17 protein-coding genes and 1 pseudogene are annotated in these 24,364 nt (G+C 61.2%); 8 read left to right on the top strand and 10 right to left on the bottom strand.

The features are described 5' to 3' along the window. Nucleotides 1-246: 246 nt before the first annotated feature. Entirely contained in the window at nt 247-4,569 is a 4,323-nt protein-coding gene (locus QMK54_RS27795) for a DEAD/DEAH box helicase (RefSeq protein WP_223590082.1), read from the top strand. 153 nt (nt 4,570-4,722) lie between these two features. Here QMK54_RS27795 and QMK54_RS27800 read toward each other — a convergent pair whose 3' ends face one another. Then, the gene (locus tag QMK54_RS27800; protein WP_110662770.1) at nt 4,723-6,846 is read right to left on the bottom strand and encodes a mechanosensitive ion channel family protein; all 2,124 of its coding nucleotides are present in this window, start codon (nt 6,844-6,846) and stop codon (nt 4,723-4,725) included. A 344-nt stretch (nt 6,847-7,190) separates the two neighbouring features. Between QMK54_RS27800 and QMK54_RS27805 the strand changes: the two are divergent. From QMK54_RS27805 to QMK54_RS27825, 5 genes and pseudogenes are all read left to right on the top strand, one after another. Next, nucleotides 7,191-7,334 (top strand): annotated as a pseudogene (locus QMK54_RS27805) (MFS sugar transporter); the annotation flags it as partial. 234 nt (nt 7,335-7,568) lie between these two features. Then, entirely contained in the window at nt 7,569-8,495 is a 927-nt protein-coding gene (locus QMK54_RS27810) for a DUF72 domain-containing protein (RefSeq protein ID WP_320401647.1), read from the top strand. Then, nucleotides 8,492-9,289, top strand: coding sequence for an endonuclease/exonuclease/phosphatase family protein (locus QMK54_RS27815; protein ID WP_223590075.1), 798 nt, complete (start codon nt 8,492-8,494; stop codon nt 9,287-9,289). The genes QMK54_RS27810 and QMK54_RS27815 overlap by 4 nt, the downstream gene beginning before the upstream one ends. After that, nucleotides 9,286-10,578 carry a cardiolipin synthase ClsB gene (gene clsB / locus QMK54_RS27820; protein ID WP_110662068.1) on the top strand — a complete coding sequence of 431 codons (1,293 nt, stop codon included), beginning with the start codon at nt 9,286-9,288 and terminating at the stop codon, nt 10,576-10,578. Before QMK54_RS27815 ends, clsB begins: the two co-directional genes overlap by 4 nt. Continuing rightward, nucleotides 10,565-11,551, top strand: a complete 987-nt coding sequence (locus QMK54_RS27825) for a lysylphosphatidylglycerol synthase domain-containing protein (protein WP_110662069.1) — start codon at nt 10,565-10,567, stop codon at nt 11,549-11,551. The genes clsB and QMK54_RS27825 overlap by 14 nt, the downstream gene beginning before the upstream one ends. 141 nt (nt 11,552-11,692) lie before the next feature. On the opposite strand, the gene QMK54_RS27830 is transcribed toward QMK54_RS27825, so the two are convergent. The 3 genes from QMK54_RS27830 to QMK54_RS27840 form a co-directional block, all read right to left on the bottom strand. Beyond that, nucleotides 11,693-12,451 carry an alpha/beta hydrolase family protein gene (locus QMK54_RS27830; RefSeq protein ID WP_223590071.1) on the bottom strand — a complete coding sequence of 253 codons (759 nt, stop codon included), beginning with the start codon at nt 12,449-12,451 and terminating at the stop codon, nt 11,693-11,695. Beyond that, a complete protein-coding gene (locus QMK54_RS27835) occupies nt 12,441-13,550 on the bottom strand; it encodes a DUF3182 family protein (RefSeq protein WP_320401648.1) in 1,110 nt (369 codons plus the stop codon). The genes QMK54_RS27830 and QMK54_RS27835 overlap by 11 nt, the downstream gene beginning before the upstream one ends. A gap of 298 nt (nt 13,551-13,848) precedes the next feature. Further along, entirely contained in the window at nt 13,849-14,841 is a 993-nt protein-coding gene (locus QMK54_RS27840; RefSeq protein WP_320401649.1) for a GlxA family transcriptional regulator, read from the bottom strand. Between the two features lie 101 nt (nt 14,842-14,942). Between QMK54_RS27840 and QMK54_RS27845 the strand changes: the two genes are divergently transcribed. Beyond that, nucleotides 14,943-15,491, top strand: coding sequence for a cysteine hydrolase family protein (locus QMK54_RS27845; protein ID WP_110660253.1), 549 nt, complete (start codon nt 14,943-14,945; stop codon nt 15,489-15,491). 97 nt (nt 15,492-15,588) lie between these two features. On the opposite strand, the gene QMK54_RS27850 is transcribed toward QMK54_RS27845, so the two are convergent. Continuing rightward, nucleotides 15,589-16,107 carry a single-stranded DNA-binding protein gene (locus QMK54_RS27850; protein ID WP_007984430.1) on the bottom strand — a complete coding sequence of 173 codons (519 nt, stop codon included), beginning with the start codon at nt 16,105-16,107 and terminating at the stop codon, nt 15,589-15,591. 9 nt (nt 16,108-16,116) lie between these two features. After that, on the bottom strand, nt 16,117-17,514 hold the full coding sequence (locus QMK54_RS27855; RefSeq protein WP_110657346.1) for an MFS transporter: 1,398 nt from the start codon (nt 17,512-17,514) through the stop codon (nt 16,117-16,119). A gap of 191 nt (nt 17,515-17,705) precedes the next feature. On the opposite strand from QMK54_RS27855, the gene uvrA reads away from it, so the two are divergent. Continuing rightward, nucleotides 17,706-20,540 carry an excinuclease ABC subunit UvrA gene (uvrA, locus tag QMK54_RS27860; RefSeq protein ID WP_218486197.1) on the top strand — a complete coding sequence of 945 codons (2,835 nt, stop codon included), beginning with the start codon at nt 17,706-17,708 and terminating at the stop codon, nt 20,538-20,540. 65 nt (nt 20,541-20,605) lie between these two features. Here uvrA and bfr read toward each other — a convergent pair whose 3' ends face one another. From bfr to QMK54_RS27880, 4 genes are all read right to left on the bottom strand, one after another. Then, the gene (bfr, locus tag QMK54_RS27865) at nt 20,606-21,070 is read right to left on the bottom strand and encodes a bacterioferritin (RefSeq protein WP_007970123.1); all 465 of its coding nucleotides are present in this window, start codon (nt 21,068-21,070) and stop codon (nt 20,606-20,608) included. A gap of 148 nt (nt 21,071-21,218) precedes the next feature. Further along, a complete protein-coding gene (locus QMK54_RS27870) occupies nt 21,219-22,673 on the bottom strand; it encodes a catalase (RefSeq protein ID WP_320401650.1) in 1,455 nt (484 codons plus the stop codon). Between the two features lie 239 nt (nt 22,674-22,912). After that, nucleotides 22,913-23,299 carry a 50S ribosomal protein L17 gene (gene rplQ, locus QMK54_RS27875; protein WP_046041617.1) on the bottom strand — a complete coding sequence of 129 codons (387 nt, stop codon included), beginning with the start codon at nt 23,297-23,299 and terminating at the stop codon, nt 22,913-22,915. A 42-nt stretch (nt 23,300-23,341) separates the two neighbouring features. Further along, on the bottom strand, nt 23,342-24,343 hold the full coding sequence (locus tag QMK54_RS27880; RefSeq protein ID WP_007970428.1) for a DNA-directed RNA polymerase subunit alpha: 1,002 nt from the start codon (nt 24,341-24,343) through the stop codon (nt 23,342-23,344). Between the last annotated feature and the right edge of the window lie 21 nt (nt 24,344-24,364).

Consider the following 24,364-nt stretch of genomic DNA (forward strand, 5'->3'; position numbering starts at 1 on the left):
AACCGTCATCCGTAAAGTGTAGATGTCCGGGATTTGTGGTGCTGCCACTGGCCCCTGTGGCGAGGGGGCTTGCCCCCGTACGGCTGCGCAGCAGTCGCAAAATTGTTGAAGGCGGTTTGCCTGTTACACCGCGCTTGCGGATTTTGGGGCCGCTTCGCGCCCCAACGGGGGCAAGCCCCCTCGCCACAGGTTACCGACCAGCCTGCGAGACTTGCATCTTGCGCCCCCACCCGCATAACTTGCTGCATGAACCTGCCCATCCCCGCAGACAGTGCCCTGAGCGGCTTCCACCCCGCCGTCAGCGCCTGGTTCAACCACACGTTCGCAGCGGTCACCGCCGCCCAGGCCCGGGCGTGGCCGCTGATTCGCCAGCGCCGCTCGACCCTGGTCGCCGCGCCCACCGGCTCCGGCAAGACCCTCACCGCCTTTCTCGCCGTCATCGACGACCTGGTACACCGCGGCCTGGAACGCCCCGAAGGCTTGCCCGACGCCACCCTGGTGGTCTATGTCTCGCCCCTCAAGGCGCTGTCCAACGACATCCAGATCAACCTGCAAACCCCGCTGGCCGGCATTACCGAGCAATTGCGCGTGATGGGCCTGCCCGAACTGCAGATCAGCACCGCCGTGCGCACCGGTGACACGCCGCAAAAAGACCGCTCGGCGATGCGCAAGACGGCGCCGCACATTCTGGTGACCACACCGGAATCCCTGTACGTGCTGCTCGGATCTGATTCCGGCCGGCAGATGCTCGGCACCACACAAACGGTGATCGTCGACGAGATCCACGCCATGGCCGCCAGCAAACGCGGCAGCCATCTGGCGCTGAGCCTTGAACGCCTGCAAGCGCTCTGTCCGGAGCCACTGTTGCGCATCGGTCTGTCGGCCACGCAAAAACCTATCGAAGCCGTCTCGCGTTTTCTGGTGGGCCGCGATCGCCCGTGCGAGATCGTCGACATCGGCCACGCCCGCCCCCGCGATCTGGACATCGAAGTGCCACCCGTGCCGCTATCGGCGGTGATGGCCAATGATGTCTGGGAACTGGTCTACGACCGCCTCGCCGCCCTCGCCCGGGAACACCGGACCACGCTGATTTTCGTCAACACCCGGCGCCTGGCCGAACGCCTGAGCCGGCACTTGAGCGAACGCCTGGGCAAGGATGCCGTGGCGGCCCACCACGGCAGCCTGGCCAAGGAGTTTCGCCTGGATGCCGAGCAGCGCCTCAAGCGCGGCGACCTGCAAGTGCTGATCGCCACGGCATCACTGGAGCTGGGGATCGACATCGGCGACGTCGACCTGGTGTGCCAGATCGCCTCGCCGCGTTCGATTGCCGGATTTCTGCAACGGGTCGGCCGTTCCGGGCACCAGGTCGGCGGCACGCCCAAGGGCCGTTTGTTCGCCACCACCCGCGACGACCTGATCGAATGCGCCGCGCTGCTCGACTGCGTGCGCCGGGGCGAACTCGACACCTTGTTGATCCCGCAAGCGCCGCTGGACGTGCTGGCGCAGCAGATCATCGCCGAGGTCAGCTGCCAGGAATGGCCGGAGCAAGCGTTGCTGGAGATGCTGCGCCGCGCCTCGCCCTACGCCGCACTCGACGACAAACATTACCAGGCGCTGCTGCACATGCTCGCCGAGGGCTACAACGGACGTCAGGGCATCCGTAGCGCCTACCTGCACCGCGACGCCGTGAGCCGCACCCTGCGCGGTCGCCGGGGCGCGAAACTGACCGCGGTGACCAGTGGCGGGACCATTCCGGACAACGCCGACTACAGCGTGCTGTTGGAGCCACAAGGGCTGAACATCGGCACCATCAACGAAGACTTCGCGGTGGAAAGTATTGCCGGGGATGTCTTCCAGCTGGGCAACACGTCCTATCGAATCCTGCGCGTGGAAACCGGAAAGGTCCGGGTCGAGGACGCCCAAGGCCAGCCGCCGACCATTCCGTTCTGGCTCGGGGAAGCGCCGGGGCGCAGTGCCGAATTGTCCTCGGCGGTGGCGCGCTTGCAGGCACAACTCGACGACCTGCTGGGTGCCGCGCCAGGCAACGTGCAACCTGCACTCGACTGGCTGACCGAGACCCTGGGCCTGAACCTCGCCAGCGCCGAACAACTGGTGGATTACCTGGCCCGTGCGCGACAAACGCTGGGGGCCCTGCCCTCGCAAGACACGCTGTTGATGGAGCGTTTTTTCGACGAGTCCGGCGGCACGCAACTGGTCATTCACACGCCGTTCGGCAGCCGCATCAACCGCGCCTGGGGCCTGGCCCTGCGCAAGCGTTTCTGTCGCACCTTCAACTTCGAATTGCAGGCCGCCGCCAGCGAAGACGCCATCGTGCTGTCGCTGTCCACCAGCCACAGTTTTGAACTGGACGATGTCTGGCGCTACCTGCACAGCAACAGCGCCGAACACATCCTGATCCAGGCCGTGCTCGAGGCGCCGCTGTTCGGCGTGCGCTGGCGCTGGAATGCCGGCGTGGCCCTGGCCCTGCCGCGCTACAGCGGCGGGCGCAAAGTCCCGCCGCAGATCCAGCGGATGAAAAGCGAAGACCTGATCGCCAGCGTGTTTCCCGACCAGATCGCCTGCGTGGAAAACCTCGCCGGCGAACGGGAGATTCCCGACCATCCGCTGGTGGAACAAACCCTCGACGATTGCCTGCACGAAGCCATGGACACTGAAGGCTGGCTGGCCTTGCTGCGGCGCATGGAGCGCAGCGACATCCGCCTGATCAGCCGCGACTTGCCGGCGCCCTCGCCGCTGGCGGCGGAGATTCTCAGCGCCCGACCCTATACCTTTCTTGACGATGCACCGCTGGAAGAACGCCGTACCCAAGCCGTGCTCAACCGGCGCTGGAGCGACCCGCAATCCACTGACGATCTCGGTGCACTGGACGCCGAGGCGATTGCCGCCGTGCGCGACGAAGCCTGGCCGGCGCCCTCCGGGGTCGATGAAATGCACGAGGCCTTGATGAGCCTGGCGTGCATTACCGATGCCGAGGCCGGCGCCAATGCGCAGTGGCCCGATTGGCTCAACAGCCTGGCCGCCAGCGGGCGCGCAAGCCGTTTGCAGATCAACCCCGGGCAATCGCTGTGGCTGGCGCTGGAGCGACTGACCTGCCTGCGGGCTATTTACCCACAAGCTGAACTGACGCCTCCCCTGCAAGCGCTGCCGGACTTCGATGAAGTCTGGGAGCCCGACGAAGCCGTACTCGAACTGATCCGCGCGCGACTCAGCGCCTTCGGGCCGCTCGCGCTCAATCGCATTGCCGAACCACTCGGCTTGCCCGCCGCTCAAGTCAATCAAGCCCTGGCGCAACTGGAACGCGAAGGCTATGTGCTGCGCGGTCGCTTCACCCCTGGCACCGCCCAGGAAGAATGGTGCGAGCGGCATTTGCTGGCACGGATTCACCGCTATACGGTCAAGCGCCTGCGCCGGGAAATCGAACCGGTGGCGTTGCAGGATTTCATGCGGTTCCTGTTCGACTGGCAGCATGTGTCGAGCGCAAGCCAGGGCCAGGGCGCGGCGGTACTGCCAGCTATCGTCGCGCAATTCGAGGGCTACCCCGCCGCCGCTTCAGCCTGGGACAGCGACATCCTGCCGGCGCGGATCAAGGACTACGCGGCGACCTGGCTGGATGAGTTGTGCCGCAGCGGCAGACTGGTGTGGACACGCCTGACCGCGCACAACAAAAGCGCCAGCACCGCGTTGCGCAGCACGCCGATTGTGTTGCTGCCGCGCAACCGGGTCGGCCTCTGGAGCGGCTTGACCGAGCAGACACCGGTCAGCGAATTGTCGCCGAAAACACAAAAAGTCCACGCGGCCCTCAGCCAGCACGGCGCGCTGTTTTTCGATGAGCTGATCCATGAGGCCCACCTGCTGCGATCGGAGCTGGAGATCGCTCTGCAGGAACTGGTGGGCGCAGGGTTGGTGAACGCCGACAGCTTCGCCGGATTGCGCGCACTGATCACCCCGGCCAGCAAGCGCCAGCCGCGCAACGCTCGGCGCGGGCGCGGGCGCGGGGCGTTTATCGGAGGCATGGATGACGCCGGACGCTGGGCCTTGTTGCGACGAGTGCCGGCCATGCCGCTCTCGGAAAACCCGCGCCCCGCACCGACGCCGGCCGACACCCTGGAACACATCGCAATGACCCTGCTACGCCGCTACGGCGTGGTGTTCTGGCGCTTGCTGGAGCGTGAGGCGGACTGGCTGCCGAGCTGGCGCGAACTGCTGCGCACTTTCCATCGTCTGGAGGCACGTGGCGAGATTCGCGGCGGGCGGTTTGTCAGTGGCCTGGCGGGCGAGCAATTCGCCCTGCCCGAGGCGATTCCATTGCTGCGCGAGGTCCGGCGTCGGCCCCATGACGGTAGCCTGGTCGCGGTGTGCGGGGTCGATCCGTTGAACCTCGCCGGTACGCTATTGCCTGGGGTAAAAGTCCCGGCGCTGGCGAGTAATCGGCTGGTGTATCGCGATGGCTTGCCGGTGGCTGCCGAGATTGCCGGCAAGCAGCAGTTTTGGGGGGAGTTGGATCAGCAGGTGGGTGCCGAGGTGCGCAGCAAATTGATCCGGCATTGAGGGTGTCTCTACCGGCCCCTTCGCGAGCAAGCCCGCTCCCACATTGGATCTATGTCCGGACGCAGATTGGTGTTCCAACACAAAACCCTGTGGGAGCGGGCTTGCTCGCGAAGAGGCCATCACAGGCAATAAAGAACCTCAGCACAAAACCTTCTACTGAGACCGCGGCCGATCCGGCATCAGCACCGCCGCATGCTCTGGCTCAATCTCCGGTGGTGCTTCGACCGGATGCCGCGGCACCAGCGCCTGCTGTGGATAAGTCTGCGCGAAATGCACCCACGGGGAGTTATCCACAAGCTTCTTCAAACGCTGGTTGAAGGCTCGGCTCACCGCATACTGACCACCGGACACCGTGCGAAACTGCGCGGTCAGCACCACGCCGTTGAGGTCCATCCTGTCCACGCCAAACACATCCAGCGGCCCTTGCAGGTTGTAGCGCAGGAACGGGTCGTTGCTGATGGAATGCCCGGCCTCGCGGATCAGTTCGATGGCCTTGTCGACATCGGTGTCGTAGGTGAATTGCACCGAGAAAAACGCATAGGCGAATTGCCGCGATTGGTTGGTCACCGCCTTGATCTGCCCGAACGGCACCGAGTGCACGAAGCCCTTGCCGTCGCGCAGGCGCAAGGTGCGGATGGTCAGACCTTCGACCGTGCCGGCATGCCCGGAATCAAGCACCACCCAGTCGCCGATGGACAGGGTGTCTTCGATGATGATGAACAGCCCGGTAATCACGTCCTGCACCAGTTGCTGGGAACCAAAACCGATTGCCAGGCCGATGACCCCGGCACCGGCCAGGAACGGCGCGACGTTAATGCCCAGGTTGGCCATGGTGGTGATCGCGCAAATCACCACCAGGATGATTTTGATCGCGTTGCGCAGCAGTGGCAGGATGGTTTTCACCCGCGTGCTCGGCTGGCGCGCCGAGCGCTTGTTGGCCGGTGGTTTCAGGGCCTCCTGTATCGCCGTGTCGAGCAAGACCCAGACCATCCAGGTCACCAGCAGGATCAGCCCGATGTGGCTCAGGGAATCACTGATCGCCCGGCCCACGGCATTGCTCACCGCGAATTCGAACAGCGACACACCCCAGATCCGCCCGAGGATATCGATGAACACGATGGCCATGCCGATACGCAACAAGGCATGGGACAGATTGAGAAAGCGCTCCTTGTAGGCGCTGCTGCGGCGCAGGTCCGCTTCGCTGCGCGCCTTGAACAAATGATGCAGCGTGGTGCTGAGGAATACCGTGGCAATCAGCAACACCGTGGTGAACAAGGCGCTGCGCAGGACTCTCTGGTTGTCCGCCCCGGCGCCGATCAGGTTGATGATCGAGACCATCACCATCAACAGAATCGGCCAATACCAGAGCCCGGAAAATATCCGCAGGGTTTCACGCAATGCCGGTTGGCTGAGGCGTTGGGCCAGCGGCAGGATGCGGATGACCTGGGCTACCGGGCGACGCATGCGGATCACCAGCAAGCCGAAGGAAATCGACGCTGCCAACCCGGTGAACACGGCGATGCTGCTGGTGAGGTTGCTGCCCAGTTGATGGGCGATCTGCGGACTGGTCAGGGCATCGCTCAAGGCCACCAGAAAGCCGATAACGAACAAGGGACGGGGACTCTTCTCGCGAATGATCTGCACCGCCCGCCGCTTGTGCCCGGCATTGAACACCACCACCAGCGACAGCATCAATGACGCAGCAAATATCCCCGCGCTAGCGGCATAAGCCAGACACAGCGCCAGCGCCCGTCCCGCCGATATCGGCAAAAACTGGCTGGCATAAATCGTCAGCGGCAGACTGACCACCGCCGGAAGGGTGTAGGGCAGTACGTAACCGAGCAACGCCTGGCCCCGTTCACGACTGAGCAGCAGACGATGTTCGCACAGGCGCCTGACGGCCATCCGCCCAAGCAGCCACAGACAGGCAAACACGGCCACCCACACGCAGGTCAGCAGCAGGAAATCGCCGGCAACGCTCCAGGGCGAACGGGCCGATGGCTGATTGACCAACTGATCCACTTCATCGGCCGCGCGGTCGGCACGCAGGCGCCAGACGTCGACGAGGTTTTCGTTGAGATCGAGTTTGCTCTGGACCTCGTCGATGCTCGAGCTGATGGCACCGAGCAAGCCGCCCTGTACCAGCGGTTCGGGGTGCGCCGGCGGCGTCGCGGCGGTCGCGGCGGCCGGCAACCCCGGTATCGCGGCGGCCTCCAGTTGCTCGCTACCCACGAACAGTAACGCTCCCAGCAATATCGCCGTCTTGAGCCTGATCAAAGCACCCGCTCCTTTGGCTGTGTCTGTAAGAAACTGATCGAGAAATGCCGGGCAGGTTCGGATATTGCCCGCAGATAAGAGGAAGGCAATGCTCTATGTGGCGAGGGGGCTCGCCCCCGTTGGGGTGCGAAGCTCCCCCAAAACCTCCTGGTCGAATTCATCTGATACACCGCATGCAATGGATTCACGACTGCTGTGCAGCCGAACGGGGGCAAGCCCCCTCGCCACAAGTATGCACCGGCCATCGCGATATTTGATCTACACGCAAATATCAAATGTCCATCCCTGTATTTTTCTGAACGAGCCAAATCCCGACACTGCGCTCCATCGAATCAATCTCCGGAGAGTCGTTGATCCTCGCACGGATCGGCACCGGCCGGGCTCACGGGGTGTTTTTCTTGATCGGCTCGACCATCGCCACCAGTCTAGTGCCGAAGGAAAAAGCCGCCAGCGCGATCGCCATCATGTTCACCGGCCTCACCTCGGCCCGGTCTATGCCGAGAGTTCAACGCCAATCATTGCCGGTCACGGCCCCCCCTGTAGGAGCCGGCTTGCCGGCGATGGCGGCGGAACAGTCGACATGGAAGTGACTAACACAGCGCTTTCGCCAGCAAGCCGGCTCCTACAGAACCGGCAAGGCGTACCGTCCGTACCGACGCCGAAACTTTCGCCGTTGCCCCGTAGTCATCCCAAGACAGGGTAGGCAGACCGGAGAAGGCAACATGGCGGCGATTCATATCGGTATTTCAGGCTGGCGCTATGTGCCCTGGCGGGGAGACTTCTACCCCAAGGGCCTGATCCAGAGGCGCGAATTGCAATTCGCCTCCCGGGCGGTCAACAGCATCGAAATCAATGGATCGTTCTACGCCCTGCAACGGCCCGAACGTTATGCGCAGTGGTATGGCGAAACCCCGGCGGGTTTCGTCTTCAGCGTAAAAGCCCCGCGCTTCATTACCCACATCAGGCGCCTGCGTGACATCCACAAGCCTCTGGCGAATTTCTTCGCTTCCGGGGTTCTGGAACTGAAAGAAAAACTCGGCCCGATCCTCTGGCAGTTTCCACCCAGTTTCAAATTCGATGCCGAACTGTTCGAAACCTTCCTCGACCAATTGCCCCGCGAAACTGAAAAGGCCGCCACCCTGGCCCGCCAGCACGATGCCCACGTCAATGGCCACGCCAGCCTGAAAGCTTACACAAAGCAGCCCTTGCGCCATGCCGTGGAAATCCGTCACGAGAGCTTTGTCGATCCGCTGTTCGTGCGCTTGCTCAAGCGCTACAACACGGCACTGGTCATCGCCGACACCGCAGGCAAATGGCCGTACCGCGAGGACATCACCAGCGACTTCGTCTACCTGCGCCTGCATGGCGCCGAGGAACTCTACGCCAGCGGTTATACCCCGCAAGCACTGAAGCGCTGGGGCGAGCGGATCGAAGCCTGGCATCACGGACAACAACCGGACGATCCACAATTGATCGCGCCCCGGCAAAAACCCAAGGCGTGCAAGTCCCGGGAAGTGTTCCGCTATTTCGATAACGACAGCAAAGTCCGCGCGCCCTTTGATGCACGCCTTTTGCTGGAGCGTCTGCACCTCGACAAAAACCTCGCCACCGTCCCCGGCAAACCTGCCGCCGAAGGTGCGTTGCCATGAGCATTCCCGAGCCGGTCGGCGTCACGGATGAACAGACGCCCATCAACACGACGGTGCGCCGCTTCACGGTGCTGACGGTCAACACCCATAAAGGATTCACCGCACTCAACCGGCGTTTCATCCTGCCGGAACTGCGTGAAGCGGTGCGCAGCGTATCTGCCGATGTGGTGTTTTTGCAGGAAGTCCACGGCACCCACGAACTGCACCCCAAGCGCTACACCAATTGGCCGGCGATGCCGCAATACGAGTTCCTCGCCGACACCCTCTGGCCGCAGTTCGCCTATGGCCGCAATGCGGTGTATCCGACGGGCGATCACGGTAATGCGTTGCTGTCGAAATTCCAGATCATCCGCCACGACAACCTCGACGTGTCCATCAGCGGCCACGAGAACCGCGGGCTCTTGCATTGCGTGTTGCGTTTGCCCGGCGACGGCCGGGAGGTGCATGCGATTTGCGTGCACCTTGGGCTGCGCGAAAGCCATCGCATCGCGCAACTGAAACTGCTTGCCCAACGCCTGGATGCCGTGCCCGGCGATGCCCCGGTGATTGTCGCCGGGGACTTCAACGACTGGCGCCAGCGCGCCGATGCAGTGCTCAAACCCAGTGGCCTGCGTGAAGTCTTCGCCGCGCAGCATGGAAAACCGGCACGCAGTTTTCCCGCGCGCTTGCCGGCATTGCGCCTGGACCGCATTTACGTGCGCAACCTCAAGGCCAGCCATCCGCAAGTACTGACCTCCCGACCCTGGTCGCACCTTTCCGACCACGTCCCGCTGTCGGTGGAGATCGAGCTATGAGCAGCCAGTCGATGGAAAAAACCACGCTGCAACATATCCCTGCCCCGCCGACCCGCGAGCCGACAGCGGTCGATGTCGAATATGGCTGGCAAGGCAGCAACCGGGTCGAGTTGCTGGAAAATGGCGAGGAGTACTTTCCCCGGGTGTTTGAAGCCCTGCGCAGGGCGCAAAGTGAAATCCTGCTGGAAACCTTCATTTTGTTTGAGGATAAGGTCGGCAATGAGCTGCAACAGATATTGATCGAAGCCGCCCAGCGCGGTGTGCGCACCACCGTCAGCCTCGACGGCTTTGGTTGCGGCGAACTGAGCACTGGCTTTCTCACCGCCCTGACTGCGGCCGGCGTACATCTGCAAATGTTCGACCCGGCACCGAAACGCCTGGGCATCCGCACCAACTGGTTCCGGCGCCTGCACCGCAAGATTGTGGTGGTGGATGGCAGCGTCGCCTTCGTCGGCGGGATCAACTTCTCCGCCGATCATCTGGCCGACTTCGGCCCCGAGGCCAAACAGGATTATTCCGTGGAAGTGCAAGGCCCGGCCGTGGCCGATATCCATCACTTCGCCCTGCTGCAATGCGGTCGCCCGGTGCGGGCCAAATACTGGTGGCAACGGCGCCGGTTGCGGCGTTCGGAACTGGCCTTCAGCGATCACGATGGCCAGGTGCGTCTGGTGTACCGCGACAACGCTGAACACCCGGCCGACATCGAAGAGGTTTACCGCCAGGTGTTGCGCCAGGCGCAGCGCCGAGTGGTGATCGCCAACGCCTACTTCTTTCCCGGTTTCCGCCTGCTGCGCGAGATCCGCAATGCGGCCCGCCGGGGCGTGGATGTGCGGCTGATCCTGCAGGGCCAGCCAGACATGCTGGTGGCCAAGCTCGCCGCGCGCATGACCTACGACTACCTGCTGAAGTCCGGGGTGAAGATCTACGAATACTGCGACCGTCCGCTGCACGGCAAGGTCGCGTTGGTGGATGAAGACTGGAGCACCGTCGGCTCCAGTAACCTCGACCCGTTGAGCCTGGCGATGAATCTGGAAGCCAACGTGCTGATCCGTGACCGCGGTTTCAATCGACATCTGTTCGATCGCCTGGAAGACCTCAGCGACAACCACTGCAAGGCCATGTCTTTCGACATCACGCCACGCGGGCGTGTCTGGCACATGACCATCGGTTTTCTGGTGTTTCACTTCCTGCGGCATTTCCCGGCATGGGCCGGTTGGTTGCCGGCGCATAAACCGCACCTAAAACCCTTCCAACCCCCAACCGGGAGCGCCGACCATGAACCGCGCTGAGACCCACGCGCCAGCCCATGCAAAGAGCCCGGGCAAGTCCCATTGGGGTCGCTGGAAACGACCGCTGACGATGCTGTTTTTCCTGATGCTGATCGTGCTGTTCGCGACGCTCGCCCAGCGCCTCGAATGGAACGAAGTGTTCGATAACCTGGCCGATTTCAAGGTGCGCACGCTGATCATTGCGTCGGGGCTGACCCTGGTGAGCTTTCTGGTGTACGCCTGCTTCGACCTGATCGGCCGCACCTACATCCGCCAGAACCTGACATGGAAGCAGATCCTGCCCGTGGGGATCATCAGCTATGCCTTCAACCTCAACCTGAGCGCCTGGGTCGGCGGTATCGCCATGCGTTACCGGCTGTATTCGCGGCTCGGGGTCAGCAAGAGCAACATCGCGAAAATCCTCGGCCTGAGCCTGGCGACCAACTGGTTCGGCTACATGGTGATTGCCGGCGCCGTGTTCAGCAGCGGGCTGGTGCGCATGCCGCCGGGCTGGAAGCTCAGCAGTAGCGCGCTGCAAGGCGTAGGGATTTTGTTGCTACTGCTGAGCGCCGGGTACCTGGCGGCGTGCCGGTTTGCCAAACGTCGGGAGTGGGCGATTCGCGGTATCGAAATTGACCTGCCATCGCTGCGCATGGCGGTGCTGCAACTGGCCCTCGGGGCCCTGAACTGGGCGCTGATGGCGGCGGTGATTTTCACTTTGCTGCCGGGCAAACTGGATTATCCATTGGTGCTGGGCGTGCTGTTGATCAGCGCCATCGCCGGGGTCATCACCCACATCCCGGCCGGGCTCGGCGTGCTCGAGGCGGTGTTCGTGGCGCTGCTGCAACATGAGGTTTCGCGAGGCAGCCTGGTGGCGGGACTGCTGGCCTATCGAGCGATTTACTTCATTCTGCCGCTGTTGATTGCCCTGGTGATGTATTTGCTGGTGGAGGCCAAGGCCAAGTCGTTGCGGATTTCCAGGAAACCCAAGTGATTTTGTGCTGGTTGTGAGGACGCCTTCGCGAGCAAGCCCGCTCCCACAAGGATCGAAGGCGTACCATAGAATTTGCATCCACCAACGGACCCTGTGGGAGCGGGCTTGCCCGCGAAGGCGTCCGCAAGATCACCACAAATCTCAGGACGATTGAATAATGCTCAACCGCTCCCCTACCACCATCTCGGTAATCCAGTCGACGAGGATCGAGGTGTAGGCCTGTTGGGAAACCGGCTCACTCAAGGCATGGTCGGCGCCGTCGATGATGCGGTGAGTCAGTGAATGAGTCTGCTGGCACGCCGCGCGGTAGCTCATGATCGTCGCATGGGGCACGTAATCGTCAGTCTCGGACTGCACCAGCAGGACATCCCCGGTGAATTGCGAACAGGCATGCAAGGCGCGGTTACTGTCGGCACGCACCAGGGTGCTTCGATAGTCACGCAGATCCAACTTGTCCAGATCGCGTTTCGGCGCGTGCCATTGCTCGTCGCGATACAGCGCCGGCACCCGTAGCGCCAGCCAGCGCACGGGTCTGAGCGAGGTCAGGATCGAGGCCAGATACCCCCCGTAACTGGTGCCGACCACGGCAATCGCCGAGGTATCGAGGGCCGGGTGCGCGAGCAGGCGATCATAGGCTGCCAGCAGGTCGCGCAAGTTGTCTTCGCGGGTCACCCGGGACAATGGAATGCCGGTGCCGCCGGTGTGCCCGCGCAGGTCGAAAGTCAGACACACGCAGCCCAACCCGGCGATGCCTTTGGCGCGCTCCAGGTCCCGCTCCTGACTGCCGCCCCAACCGTGCACGAAGAGCACGCCGGGGACTTTCGATTTGGGGCTCAGAAAAGTCCCGCTCATCTGTTCGTTGTCGATGTCGATCTGAATGGATTCGCTTCTAGCCGTCATAGGATTTGACCGTTACGTACTTGAGCAGAAAGTCACTGGTCTGCGCCGGCCCGCGGTACACCTCGATGGCGTCTGCAGGCAGCGGCTGATCGTTGTAGGTTTCCACCGAAGACACCCGGATCGCGCGCATCCCCCGATCGTTGACGAAACTCTGCAACGCCGCCACTTCGGCACTGCTGGCACCACCCATGCGCCAGGACTGTTCGAGCACACCGCTGCGCGCCTGCCCGTCACTGTCAACACCTTGGGCGATGTCGTAGTTGCGCCGCGAGGCATAAAAGCCGGGATAGGCTTCATCCGCCGCCTTGTCGAACACCTGCGCCTGATGAATCGCCAGGCGCACATCTTCCGGCAGATCCAGTTTCAGCAATTCGTCGTAGTCGCCCGGCACCACCAGCAGGTTGGACCCGCCATACACAGCCTCGCCCTGCGCGTCTTCGGTAAGGTATTGATCACCGCAGTAACTGAGGATCTTGCCGCCAATAAAACTCTGGCCGACGCTGTGGGTGATCACCTGGTCCAGATCCTGTTCGAGCACCACGCCTTCGGTGAACGTAGTCCCGGCCTCTGGCCTGGCGAGCACTTCATCGAACCCGTCGAGGCTTTTGATCACTTCCTGACCGCGTCCGGCACAGGCATGAATCGGCTTCAGGCGGATCGGCCCGGTGTACAACAGATGCTCCGCCGCCGGACGCGCGTCCTTCAGGGAGAAGACGCTGAGACCGTCGAGCACCACGCTGCGCACCCGCTCGGAAAACAATGGAGCCCAGCCTGGCGGCGCATGGGCATGGCGGTTGAGCAATCCGTGACTGATGGCCTTGGTGCAGATGAAGTCGTGGTCGACATAACCACCCCACAAATCTTCCGGTCCCTTGACCCCCAGTTGCCGGGCAGCCGCAGCGCCCACAAGTGTCTGGGTCGGCAACAGGTAGAGATCCCGTCCGTCGTGCAACTGCGGATCGTAGCTGCCGCCGTACTTGAGCCCCAATATCTGCGCCAGCCAGCGGGCCAGCGCACGGTTGGTTTCGACTTCATGCAGCGGCGCGTTGGCGAGCACCGAATGGGCGACCACCAGTTTCTTGCGGTTTGTTGGGGTCATGCATCCCCCTTCAATCGACGCTTGATGAATGTAGTTGAAGGGGTGCAGGGATCAGGCCAAGGCTCGTTGTGGCATAAGGCGTTTTAAATCAGACCGTTGCCCATAAAGTGATGGCATGGGGCCTGTTTTATTCTGCACGACGCCCTTTGATACTCCGGCATTTTGCACGACTCAGGACTGGCACAGACCCCATGTGGGAGTGGGCTTGCTCGCGAATGCTATCTGTCAGCGAGGCTGATGTTGACTGACGCACCGCTTTCGCGAGCAAGCCCCACACAGGGGATTTGTGGTGCTGCGTCTACCACGTCGCGGCCCCCGGCGTCACCCCGAACCGCGTCCGATAAACACTCGGCGCCAGCCCGGTGATTTTCTTGAAGGTCGCGCGAAACGCCCCGGGGTCCTGATAACCCACGGTCCAGGCGATGTGGTCAATGGTGCCGTTGGTGAATTCGAGCATTTCCCGGGCCTTGCCGACTCGCAGATGCTGGCAGTATTCGGTGGGTTTGAGGCCGGTGGCCGCACGGAATCGGCGCAGGAAGGTACGTTCTTCCATGCCTGCCTTTTCGGCCATCGCCGCCAGTGATACATCCGTCGCCCCGGTGCTTTGCAGCCAGTGCTGCACCTTGAGGATCGCCGCATCACCATGGCTGAGGATCGGTGCAAAATTACTGCCGCACTCACTGGCGCTGTCGCTGTGCTCCACCACCAGAAACCGCGCGGTGCTGGTGGCAATGCTCGGCCCCAGCAGACGGTTGACCAGGCGCAGCCCCAGCTCGGACCAGGCCATCAACCCGGCAGTGGTGATCAGGTCGCCGTCATCGACAATTGGCGTATCGGCCTTGAGCCTGATTGACGGGTAACGCTCGGCAAAGGCTTTGGCCGAGGTCCAGTGGGTGGTGGCACTGCGGCCATCGAGCAGACCGCTTTCCGCCAACAGGATAGACCCCACGCAAACCCCGCCCAGTGTCGCGCCGCCGGCATGTTGCTCGCGTAACCAGCGGATCAATCCCTGTGGCGCCTGGCCCTCGGTAAATCCGGCAATCGACGGGGGAATCAACACGGCCACCAGGGCGCGCTCCGGACCGGGATGGCTGTCGAAGACCCGCGCCGGCAACTGATCGCCTTCGACCTGCCAATGGCTGACCCGCAACAGCGGCAACTGCGCAGACTGATGTTCGGCGGCAATCCGGTTGGCCACCCCGAACAAATCCGTCAAGCCATGCACCGCCGCCATCTGCGCGCCGGGATAGATCAGCACGCCCAGCTCAGCGATTGCCCTTTCTGCATCCATTGTCAGTTTTCCCCCTTCTATTGTCGGTGCGACCAATCCCCGGATCGCCGGCCAGAGCCAATACTTCATTCCACACCAACACACACTTCGAGGAAACAGTCATGGCCAAGCAAGCGCTCATCGTAGTCGATATCCAGAACGACTACTTCCCACAAGGCAAGTGGCCGCTGGTCGGCGCCGACGCCGCTGCGGACAACGCCGTTCGCCTGATCAAGGCCTTCCGCGATGCCGGTGATTCGGTGGTGCACATCCGCCACGAATTCACGTCCGAAGAGGCGCCGTTTTTCACCCCGAACTCCGAAGGCGCCAAGCTGCACCCCAAAGTGCTCAACCGCGCCGACGAACCGGTGGTGCTCAAGCACTTCGTCAACTCGTTCCGCGAAACCGAGCTGAAATCGATCCTCGACGAACAAGGCATCAAGGAACTGGTGGTCGTGGGCAGCATGAGCCACATGTGCGTCGACGGCATCACCCGTGCGGCGGCGGACTTTGGCTACAAGGTGACCGTGATCCACGACGCCTGCGCCACCCGTGACCTGGAATTCAATGGCGTGAATGTACCGGCGGCCCAGGTTCATGCGGCGTTCATGGCAGCCCTGGCGTTTGCGTATGCCAGCGTGGTGTCGGCCAACGATTTCCTCGCGGCCTGAGCCTGCAACTAAATATCACCGACCATAAAAAACCCGCACTTCAGACCGAAGTGCGGGTTTTGTTTTTCAGCTTGCCGTTTGCAGGCTTTCAGCAGCTTTAGAACGGAATATCGTCATCAAAGCTGTCGAAATCCGGAGCTGGTTGAGGAGCGGCCTGCTGTGGAGCCGGACGCGACTGCTGCGGCGCCGACTGCTGTGGACGCGGAGCCTGCTGGCGCGGAGCGGATTGCTGGTAGTTGTTACCGCCGCCCTGGCCCTGCTGGTCGCCCTGTGGACGACCGCCCAGCAGTTGCATGGTGCCTTGCATGTCGACCACGATTTCGGTGGTGTAACGCTTGATACCGTCTTTTTCCCACTCACGGGTCTGCAGCTTGCCTTCGATGTACACCTGCGAACCTTTACGCAGGTATTCGCCGGCGATTTCCGCAACCTTGCCGAACATCGACACACGGTGCCATTCGGTCTTTTCGACTTTCTGACCAGTTTGCTTGTCGGTCCACTGTTCGCTGGTTGCCAGACTCAGGTTGGTCACGGCATTACCGTTAGGCAAGTAGCGAACTTCGGGATCCTGGCCGCAAGTGCCGACCAATATGACTTTGTTAACCCCACGGGCCATAACGTTCTCCTAGGCTACGCACGCTGCCTCGGCCGGGTTGTTCACCAGGCGCTCAAGGGTGGTGCGATCCAATAGTTCGGTGTCCAGTTTGATGTAAATCGCCGCCTCTTCCGCGACGATGACTGCATCTGTTACCCCTACGACCGCCTTCAGGCGCTCGACCAGACCCGCTTCGCGGATCGCCTCGGGCGACAACGGCAAGCGCAGGCTTGTGACGTAGGGAGGTTCGCGCATGGTAACAGCAAAGGCTAGCCAGAGGGCAGCCAGACCGGCGCATCCGAGGAACACAACCGACAGACCGCCATGCTGGAACAGCCAGCCACCGAGGATTCCCCCCAGTGCCGAGCCGAGGAACTGGCTGGTGGAATAAACCCCCATCGCCGTGCCCTTGCCGCCTGCCGGTGAAACCTTGCTGATCAGCGACGGCAACGAGGCTTCCAGCAGATTGAACGCGGTGAAAAACACCACCGTACCGATCACCAGAGACCGCAAGCTATCGCCAAACTGCCAGAAGAATAGCTCAGTGAGCAGCAGCGTCACGACGGAGCCGAGCAAAACTCGTTTCATTTTGCGTTTCTTCTCGCCGTAGATAATGAACGGGATCATGGCGAAGAAAGAAATCAGCAGCGCGGTCAGGTACACCCACCAGTGCTGCTCCTTGGGCAGCCCGGCCTTCTCGACCAGCGCCAGCGGCAAGGCGACGAAGCTGGACATCAACATCGCGTGCAACACAAAAATGCCCAGGTCCAGACGCAGCAGGTCCGGATGCTTGAGCGTCGGGATCAGCGCCTGGCGCGCTACACCGGACTCACGATGCTGCAACGGGCCGGTGGAACGCGGCACCATGAACATCACGATCACAATGCCGAACAATGCCATGCCGCCGGTGGCGAGGAACAACCCGGACAGGCCGAAAGCGCGGGTCAGCAGCGGGCCGACCACCATGGCCACCGCAAACGACAGGCCGATGGTCATGCCGATCATGGCCATGGCCTTGGTCCGGTGTTGCTCGCGGGTCAGGTCGGACAGCAAGGCCATGACCGCTGCGGAAATCGCCCCGGCGCCCTGCAGGATTCGCCCGGCGATCACACCCCAGATCGAATCGGCATTGGCTGCCAGCAGGCTGCCGAGGGCAAACACGATCAGGCCCAGGTAAATCACCGGGCGGCGACCGATGCGGTCGGAAATGAAACCGAAAGGAATCTGGAAAACCGCCTGGGTCAGGCCATAAGCGCCAATCGCCAGGCCGATCAGGGCCGGCGTGGCTCCGGCCAGATCCATCCCATAGGTCGCCAGTACCGGCAACACCATGAACATGCCAAGCATACGGAAGGCGAACACCAGGGCCAGACCGCTTGCCGCGCGGGTCTCGCTGCCACTCATGCGCTCGCTGTGGGGATCGTGCATGGAAAAACCTCATGTGAACCGGCGGCGATTCTACCAGTCCCATCGATTGGCGGGGTATATCGCGACGCTTTGACGCGCATTGCTGACACACTCTTCATGTAAGACAGTAGCCCACTCGTTTGATAGTGTGCATCCATCCAGTATTTGGCCGTATACTCCTACGTTTTCGACGCCCGCCGAGCGAGGCCACCTTGGACAAGATCCTGATTCGTGGGGCTCGAACCCACAACCTGAAGAACATCGACCTGACCCTGCCACGGGACAAGCTGATCGTTATCACCGGCCTGTCCGGTTCCGGCAAGTCGTCCCTGGCGTTCGACACCCTGTACGCCGAAGGTCAGCGCCGCTACGTCGAATCGCTGTCGGCCTACGCCCGGCAGTTCCTGTCGATGATGGAAAAGCCCGACGTCGACACCATCGAAGGCCTGTCGCCGGCAATCTCCATCGAACAGAAATCGACCTCGCACAACCCGCGTTCGACGGTCGGCACCATTACCGAAATCTACGACTACCTGCGCCTGCTTTATGCACGCGTGGGTATTCCGCGCTGCCCGGATCACGATATCCCGCTGGAAGCGCAGACCGTCAGCCAAATGGTCGACCTGGTTCTCGCCGAGCCGGAAGGCAGCAAGCTGATGCTGCTGGCCCCGGTCATCCGCGAACGCAAAGGCGAGCACCTGTCGGTTTTCGAAGAACTGCGCGCGCAAGGCTTCGTTCGTGCCCGAATCAACGGCAAGCTTTACGAGCTGGACGAAGCGCCGAAGCTCGACAAGCAGAAAAAGCACACCATCGATGTCGTGGTCGACCGATTCAAGGTCCGCGCCGACCTGCAACAACGCCTGGCCGAATCTTTCGAGACCGCGCTGAAGCTGGCGGACGGCATCGCCCTGGTGGCTCCGATGGACGACGAGCCCGGTGAAGAGATGATCTTCTCCGCACGCTTTGCCTGCCCGATCTGCGGCCACGCCATCAGCGAGCTGGAACCCAAGCTGTTCTCCTTCAACAACCCGGCCGGCGCTTGCCCGACTTGTGATGGCCTGGGGGTAAAGCAGTTCTTCGATATCAAGCGTCTGGTCAACGGCGAACTGACACTGGCCGAAGGGGCAATTCGCGGCTGGGATCGGCGCAACGTCTATTACTTCCAGATGCTCGGGTCGCTGGCGGCCCACTACAAATTCAGCCTGGAAGTACCGTTCAACGAACTGCCAGCCGATCAGCAGAAATTCATCCTGCACGGCAGCGGCTCGCAAAACGTCGATTTCAAGTACCTGAACGACCGTGGCGACATCGTCAAACGCTCGCATCCGTTCGAAGGCATCGTGCCGAACCTGGAGCGCCGTTACCGCGAAACCGAATCCGCTTCGGTGCGCGAAGAGCTGGCCAAGTTCCTCAGCACCCAGTCGTGCCCGGACTGCCGTGGCACCCGCCTGCGTCGCGAAGCGCGGCACGTTTGGGTTGGCGAGAAAACCCTGCCGGCGGTGACCAACCTGCCGATCGGCGATGCATCCGATTATTTTGGCGGGCTCAAGCTTACCGGTCGCCGTGGCGAAATCGCCGACAAGATCCTCAAGGAAATCCGCGAGCGTCTGCAGTTTCTGGTCAACGTCGGCCTCGACTATCTGTCGCTGGACCGCAGCGCCGACACCTTGTCCGGTGGCGAGGCCCAGCGTATTCGTCTGGCCAGCCAGATTGGCGCCGGCCTGGTGGGTGTCCTGTACATCCTCGACGAACCCTCCATCGGCCTGCATCAGCGCGACAACGACCGGCTGCTGGGCACCCTCAAGCACCTGCGCGATATCGGCAACACGGTGATCGTGGTCGAGCACGACGAAGATGCCATTCGCCTGGCTGACTACGTGGTGGACATCGGCCCGGGCGCCGGCGTGCACGGCGGGCATATCGTCGCCGAGGGCACACCCGCCGAGGTCATGGCGCATCCGGACTCGCTGACGGGCAAATACCTGTCGGGCCGGGTGAAGATCGAAGTCCCGGCCAAGCGCACACCGCGCAACAAGAAGCTGACGCTGGCGCTCAAGGGTGCGCGTGGCAACAACCTGCGCAATGTCGACCTGGAAATTCCGATCGGCCTGCTGACCTGTGTCACCGGCGTATCCGGCTCGGGCAAGTCGACGCTGATCAACAACACGCTGTTCCCGCTGAGCGCCACGGCACTGAATGGCGCCACCACGCTTGAGGCCGCCGCCCACGACAGCATCAAGGGCCTGGAGCACTTGGACAAGGTCGTGGACATCGACCAGAGCCCGATCGGCCGGACCCCGCGCTCCAACCCGGCGACCTACACCGGATTGTTCACGCCGATCCGCGAATTGTTCGCCGGCGTACCGGAGTCTCGCTCCCGTGGCTACGGGCCGGGGCGTTTCTCCTTCAACGTCAAGGGCGGCCGCTGCGAAGCCTGCCAGGGCGACGGCCTGATCAAGGTCGAGATGCACTTCCTGCCGGACATCTACGTGCCTTGCGACGTGTGCAAGAGCAAGCGTTACAACCGCGAGACCCTGGAGATCAAGTACAAGGGCAAGAGCATCCACGAAACCCTCGAGATGACCATCGAGGAAGCGCGGGTGTTCTTCGATGCCGTACCAGCCCTGGCGCGCAAGCTGCAAACATTGATGGACGTCGGCCTGTCGTACATCAAGCTTGGGCAATCGGCGACCACGCTCTCCGGTGGTGAAGCCCAGCGGGTAAAACTGTCCCGCGAACTGTCCAAGCGTGACACCGGCAAGACCCTGTACATCCTCGATGAACCGACCACCGGCCTGCACTTCGCGGATATCCAGCAACTGCTGGACGTGTTGCATCGCCTGCGCGACCACGGCAACACCGTGGTGGTGATCGAGCACAACCTGGACGTGATCAAGACCGCCGACTGGCTTGTGGACCTCGGTCCGGAAGGTGGTTCAAAGGGCGGGCAAATCATTGCCGTCGGCACGCCGGAGGAAGTATCCGAGATGAAGCAGTCTCATACCGGTTACTACCTCAAGCCTTTGCTGGAGCGTGACCGGGCTTAACCGGGTGCCATGAAAAAGCCCCTGTCACTTCGTCAGTGACAGGGGCTTTTTTTGTATCCGCTGAATCAGGCGTGGGATTGCAGGTAGTTCTCAAGCCCGATCAACTTGATCAGACCCAACTGCTTTTCGAGCCAGTAGGTGTGATCTTCTTCAGTGTCATGTAATTGAACCCGCAGCATTTCGCGGCTGACATAATCTTTGTGCTGCTCGCAGAGCTTGATGCCCTTGCACAGCGCAGCCCGCACCTTGTATTCCAGGCGTAGATCCGCTTCGAGCATCTCAGTGACCGTGGTGCCGACATCAAGATCGTCCGGACGCATGCGCGGCGTGCCTTCGAGCATCAGAATCCGGCGCATCAGAGCATCAGCGTGCCCAGCCTCTTCTTCCATCTCGTGGTTGATTCGTTCGTAGAGCTTGGTGAAACCCCAGTCCTCATACATCCGCGAATGGACGAAATATTGATCACGCGCAGCCAGTTCGCCGGTCAGCAACGTGTTGAGGTAATCGATCACATCTGGGTGGCCTTGCATCGCCCTACATCTCCCTGCTTGAAAGTTGTAGTTTGAACCAACACGGCCATATCGTCACTCGGAAGACGCAATAAAAGCGAAGATATTCTGAGAAAATCAGCTGAAATAACGCAAAAACCGCCCAAACAAGGGCGGTTCTGCTTCTCATTTAGACTTCGTTAAGCTGTACGTTGAGCAGCTTTGCGATTGCTTCTCCATACGCCGGGTCCGCCTTGAAGAAATGCTGCAACTGGCGATCAACCACGTCACTCGACACACCCGCCATCGCACCAGCGATGTTGCTGACCAGCAATGATTTCTGCTCTGCAGACATCAAGCGGAACAATGCGCCTGCGTGACTGTAGTAGTCGGTATCTTCGCGGTGATCATAACGATCGGCTGCACCGCTCAGGGCCAATGCCGGCTCTGCATAACGAGGCGCCTGCTTCGGCGACTCGACGTAGCTGTTTGGCTCGTAGTTCGGCGCCGCACCGCCATTGCTGCCAAAAGCCATTGAGCCGTCGCGCTGGTAGGTGTTGACCGGGCTGCGCGGAGCATTGACTGGCAGTTGTTGGTGATTGGTGCCGACACGGTAGCGGTGCGCGTCCGCATAGGCGAACACCCGGCCTTGCAGCATACGATCCGGCGAGAGGCCAACGCCTGGCACCATGTTGCTGGGACCGAACGCCGCCTGCTCGACTTCCGCAAAGTAATTCTGCGGATTGCGATTGAGCTCCAGTTCGCCCACTTCAATCAGTGGAAACTCTTTCTGCGACCAGGTTTTGGTCACATCAAACGGGTTCTCGTAATGCGCTGCCGCCTGAGCCTCGGTCATGATCTGAATGCACACGCGCCATTTCGGGAAATCGCCGCGTTCGATGGCATTGAACAAGTCACGCTGGGCGTAATCCGGATCGGCACCCGCCAGGCGCGCAGCCTCGGCAGGAGCAAGGTTCTTGATCCCCTGCTTGGTCTTGTAGTGCCACTTCACCCAGTGACGCTCACCTTGAGCGTTGATAAGACTGTAAGTGTGGCTACCAAAGCCGTGCATATGACGGTAGCCGTCAGGGATACCCCGGTCGGAGAACAGGATGGTGACCTGATGCAGCGCCTCGGGCGAATGCGACCAGAAGTCCCACATCATCTGGGCACTCTTGAGGTTGCTTTGCGGCAAGCGCTTCTGGGTGTGGATAAAGTCTGGAAACTTCAGTGGATCGCGAATGAAGAACACCGGGGTGTTGTTGCCGACGATGTCCCAGTTGCCTTCCTCGGTGTAAAACTTCAGGGCAAAGCCACGCGGATCACGCTCGGTATCGGCCGAACCACGCTCACCACCCACGGTGGAAAACCGCAGGAACGTCGGAGTTTGCTTGCCAACCGCTTCGAACAGCTTGGCACTGGTGTATTGGCTGATATCGCTGGTCACGGTAAACGTACCGTAGGCACCCGAGCCTTTGGCGTGTACACGGCGCTCAGGGATGTTTTCACGGTTGAAGTGGGCAAGCTTCTCGATCAGGTGGAAGTCGTCGAGCAGCAGCGGGCCACGAGGGCCGGCGGAACGGGAATTCTGGTTATCGGCAACAGGAGCGCCACTGGCGGTTGTAAGCGTTGTGTTTTGGCTCATGCGAAATTCCTTCCTCTGTCGGTCTTTAACTGCCGGCTAATCGGCTGAGAAGGAGTATTGATCATCAATATGACAGCTACAAATTCATTAACTTGCAGACATCGATAGAGAAATACTAATGATCATCCCCATCCCATACTGACAACGGGAAAGATTCGAGGATTGTATGAACGGCGCGTTTTTCTTACAGGCACAAAAAACCGGGCACTAGGCCCGGTTCCTTGTTTCAGACTGACGTCTTACTCGGCGGATACAGCTTCGCCAGCAGTAGCACGATCAACCAACTCGACGTACGCCATAGGCGCGTTGTCGCCAGCGCGGAAACCGCACTTGAGGATGCGCAGGTAGCCACCCTCACGGGTAGCGTAACGCTTGCCCAGGTCGTTGAAGAGCTTACCAACGATAGCTTTCGAACGAGTACGGTCGAAAGCCAGACGGCGGTTAGCAACGCTATCTATCTTGGCCAAAGTGATCAGCGGCTCAGCAACGCGACGCAGTTCTTTAGCTTTTGGCAGAGTAGTTTTGATCAGCTCGTGCTCGAACAGCGACACCGCCATGTTTTGGAACATGGCCTTGCGGTGCGAGCTGGTGCGGCTCAGGTGACGACCACTTTTACGATGACGCATGGTTCATTCCTTACCAAACACTACGTTCGGTGATTACGACGATCAGGCAGTCGCCTTGTCGTCCTTCTTAAGACTTGCAGGCGGCCAGTTGTCGAGGCGCATGCCGAGGGACAGACCGCGGGAGGCCAGAACGTCCTTGATTTCAGTCAAGGATTTCTTGCCCAGGTTCGGAGTCTTCAACAGTTCCACTTCGGTACGCTGAATCAGGTCACCGATGTAGTAAATGTTTTCCGCCTTAAGGCAGTTAGCCGAACGTACAGTCAGTTCCAGATCGTCAACCGGGCGAAGCAGGATCGGATCGATCTCGTCTTCCTGCTCGACAACCACTGGCTCACTGTCACCTTTGAGGTCGACGAACGCAGCCAACTGCTGTTGCAGGATGGTTGCAGCGCGGCGAATAGCCTCTTCAGGATCCAGAGTACCGTTGGTTTCCAGATCAATAACCAGCTTGTCCAGGTTAGTACGCTGCTCGACACGGGCGTTTTCCACCACGTATGCGATACGGCGAACCGGGCTGAACGAAGAGTCAAGCTGCAAGCGACCGATGCTGCGGCTTTCGTCTTCATCGCTCTGACGCGAGTCTGCCGGTTCATAACCACGACCACGAGCTACTACGAGCTTCATGTTCAGGGCGCCGTTAGACGCCAGGTTAGCGATTACGTGATCGGGATTAACGATCTCGACATCATGATCCAGCTGAATATCGGCAGCGGTAACCACCCCCGAACCCTTCTTCGACAAGGTCAGCGTAACTTCGTCACGACCGTGCAGCTTGATAGCCAGACCTTTAAGGTTCAACAGGATTTCAATTACGTCTTCCTGTACACCTTCGATGGCGCTGTACTCGTGGAGCACACCGTCAATCTCGGCCTCGACTACTGCACAGCCGGGCATTGAGGACAACAGGATGCGGCGCAGCGCGTTGCCCAGGGTATGGCCGAAACCACGCTCGAGAGGCTCGAGAGTGATCTTGGCGCGGGTTGGACTGACAACCTGCACATCAATGTGGCGGGGTGTCAGGAACTCATTTACCGAAATCTGCATGGATGCACCTATTTTCTAGCC

The sequence above is a fragment of the Pseudomonas sp. P5_109 genome (assembly GCF_034009455.1).
GTDB lineage: Bacteria > Pseudomonadota > Gammaproteobacteria > Pseudomonadales > Pseudomonadaceae > Aquipseudomonas.

What these genes read in the sequence shown, in the direction of transcription:
- QMK54_RS27795 (WP_223590082.1), top strand. Translation starts at nt 247, where the DNA reads ATGAACCTGCCCATCCCCGCAGACAGTGCCCTGAGCGGCTTCCACCCC.
- QMK54_RS27810 (WP_320401647.1), top strand. Translation starts at nt 7,569, where the DNA reads ATGGCGGCGATTCATATCGGTATTTCAGGCTGGCGCTATGTGCCCTGG.
- QMK54_RS27815 (WP_223590075.1), top strand. Translation starts at nt 8,492, where the DNA reads ATGAGCATTCCCGAGCCGGTCGGCGTCACGGATGAACAGACGCCCATC.
- clsB (WP_110662068.1), top strand. Translation starts at nt 9,286, where the DNA reads ATGAGCAGCCAGTCGATGGAAAAAACCACGCTGCAACATATCCCTGCC.
- QMK54_RS27825 (WP_110662069.1), top strand. Translation starts at nt 10,565, where the DNA reads ATGAACCGCGCTGAGACCCACGCGCCAGCCCATGCAAAGAGCCCGGGC.
- QMK54_RS27830 (WP_223590071.1), bottom strand. Translation starts at nt 12,451, where the DNA reads ATGACGGCTAGAAGCGAATCCATTCAGATCGACATCGACAACGAACAG.
- QMK54_RS27835 (WP_320401648.1), bottom strand. Translation starts at nt 13,550, where the DNA reads ATGACCCCAACAAACCGCAAGAAACTGGTGGTCGCCCATTCGGTGCTC.
- QMK54_RS27840 (WP_320401649.1), bottom strand. Translation starts at nt 14,841, where the DNA reads ATGGATGCAGAAAGGGCAATCGCTGAGCTGGGCGTGCTGATCTATCCC.
- QMK54_RS27845 (WP_110660253.1), top strand. Translation starts at nt 14,943, where the DNA reads ATGGCCAAGCAAGCGCTCATCGTAGTCGATATCCAGAACGACTACTTC.
- QMK54_RS27850 (WP_007984430.1), bottom strand. Translation starts at nt 16,107, where the DNA reads ATGGCCCGTGGGGTTAACAAAGTCATATTGGTCGGCACTTGCGGCCAG.
- QMK54_RS27855 (WP_110657346.1), bottom strand. Translation starts at nt 17,514, where the DNA reads ATGCACGATCCCCACAGCGAGCGCATGAGTGGCAGCGAGACCCGCGCG.
- bfr (WP_007970123.1), bottom strand. Translation starts at nt 21,070, where the DNA reads ATGCAAGGCCACCCAGATGTGATCGATTACCTCAACACGTTGCTGACC.
- QMK54_RS27870 (WP_320401650.1), bottom strand. Translation starts at nt 22,673, where the DNA reads ATGAGCCAAAACACAACGCTTACAACCGCCAGTGGCGCTCCTGTTGCC.
- rplQ (WP_046041617.1), bottom strand. Translation starts at nt 23,299, where the DNA reads ATGCGTCATCGTAAAAGTGGTCGTCACCTGAGCCGCACCAGCTCGCAC.
- QMK54_RS27880 (WP_007970428.1), bottom strand. Translation starts at nt 24,343, where the DNA reads ATGCAGATTTCGGTAAATGAGTTCCTGACACCCCGCCACATTGATGTG.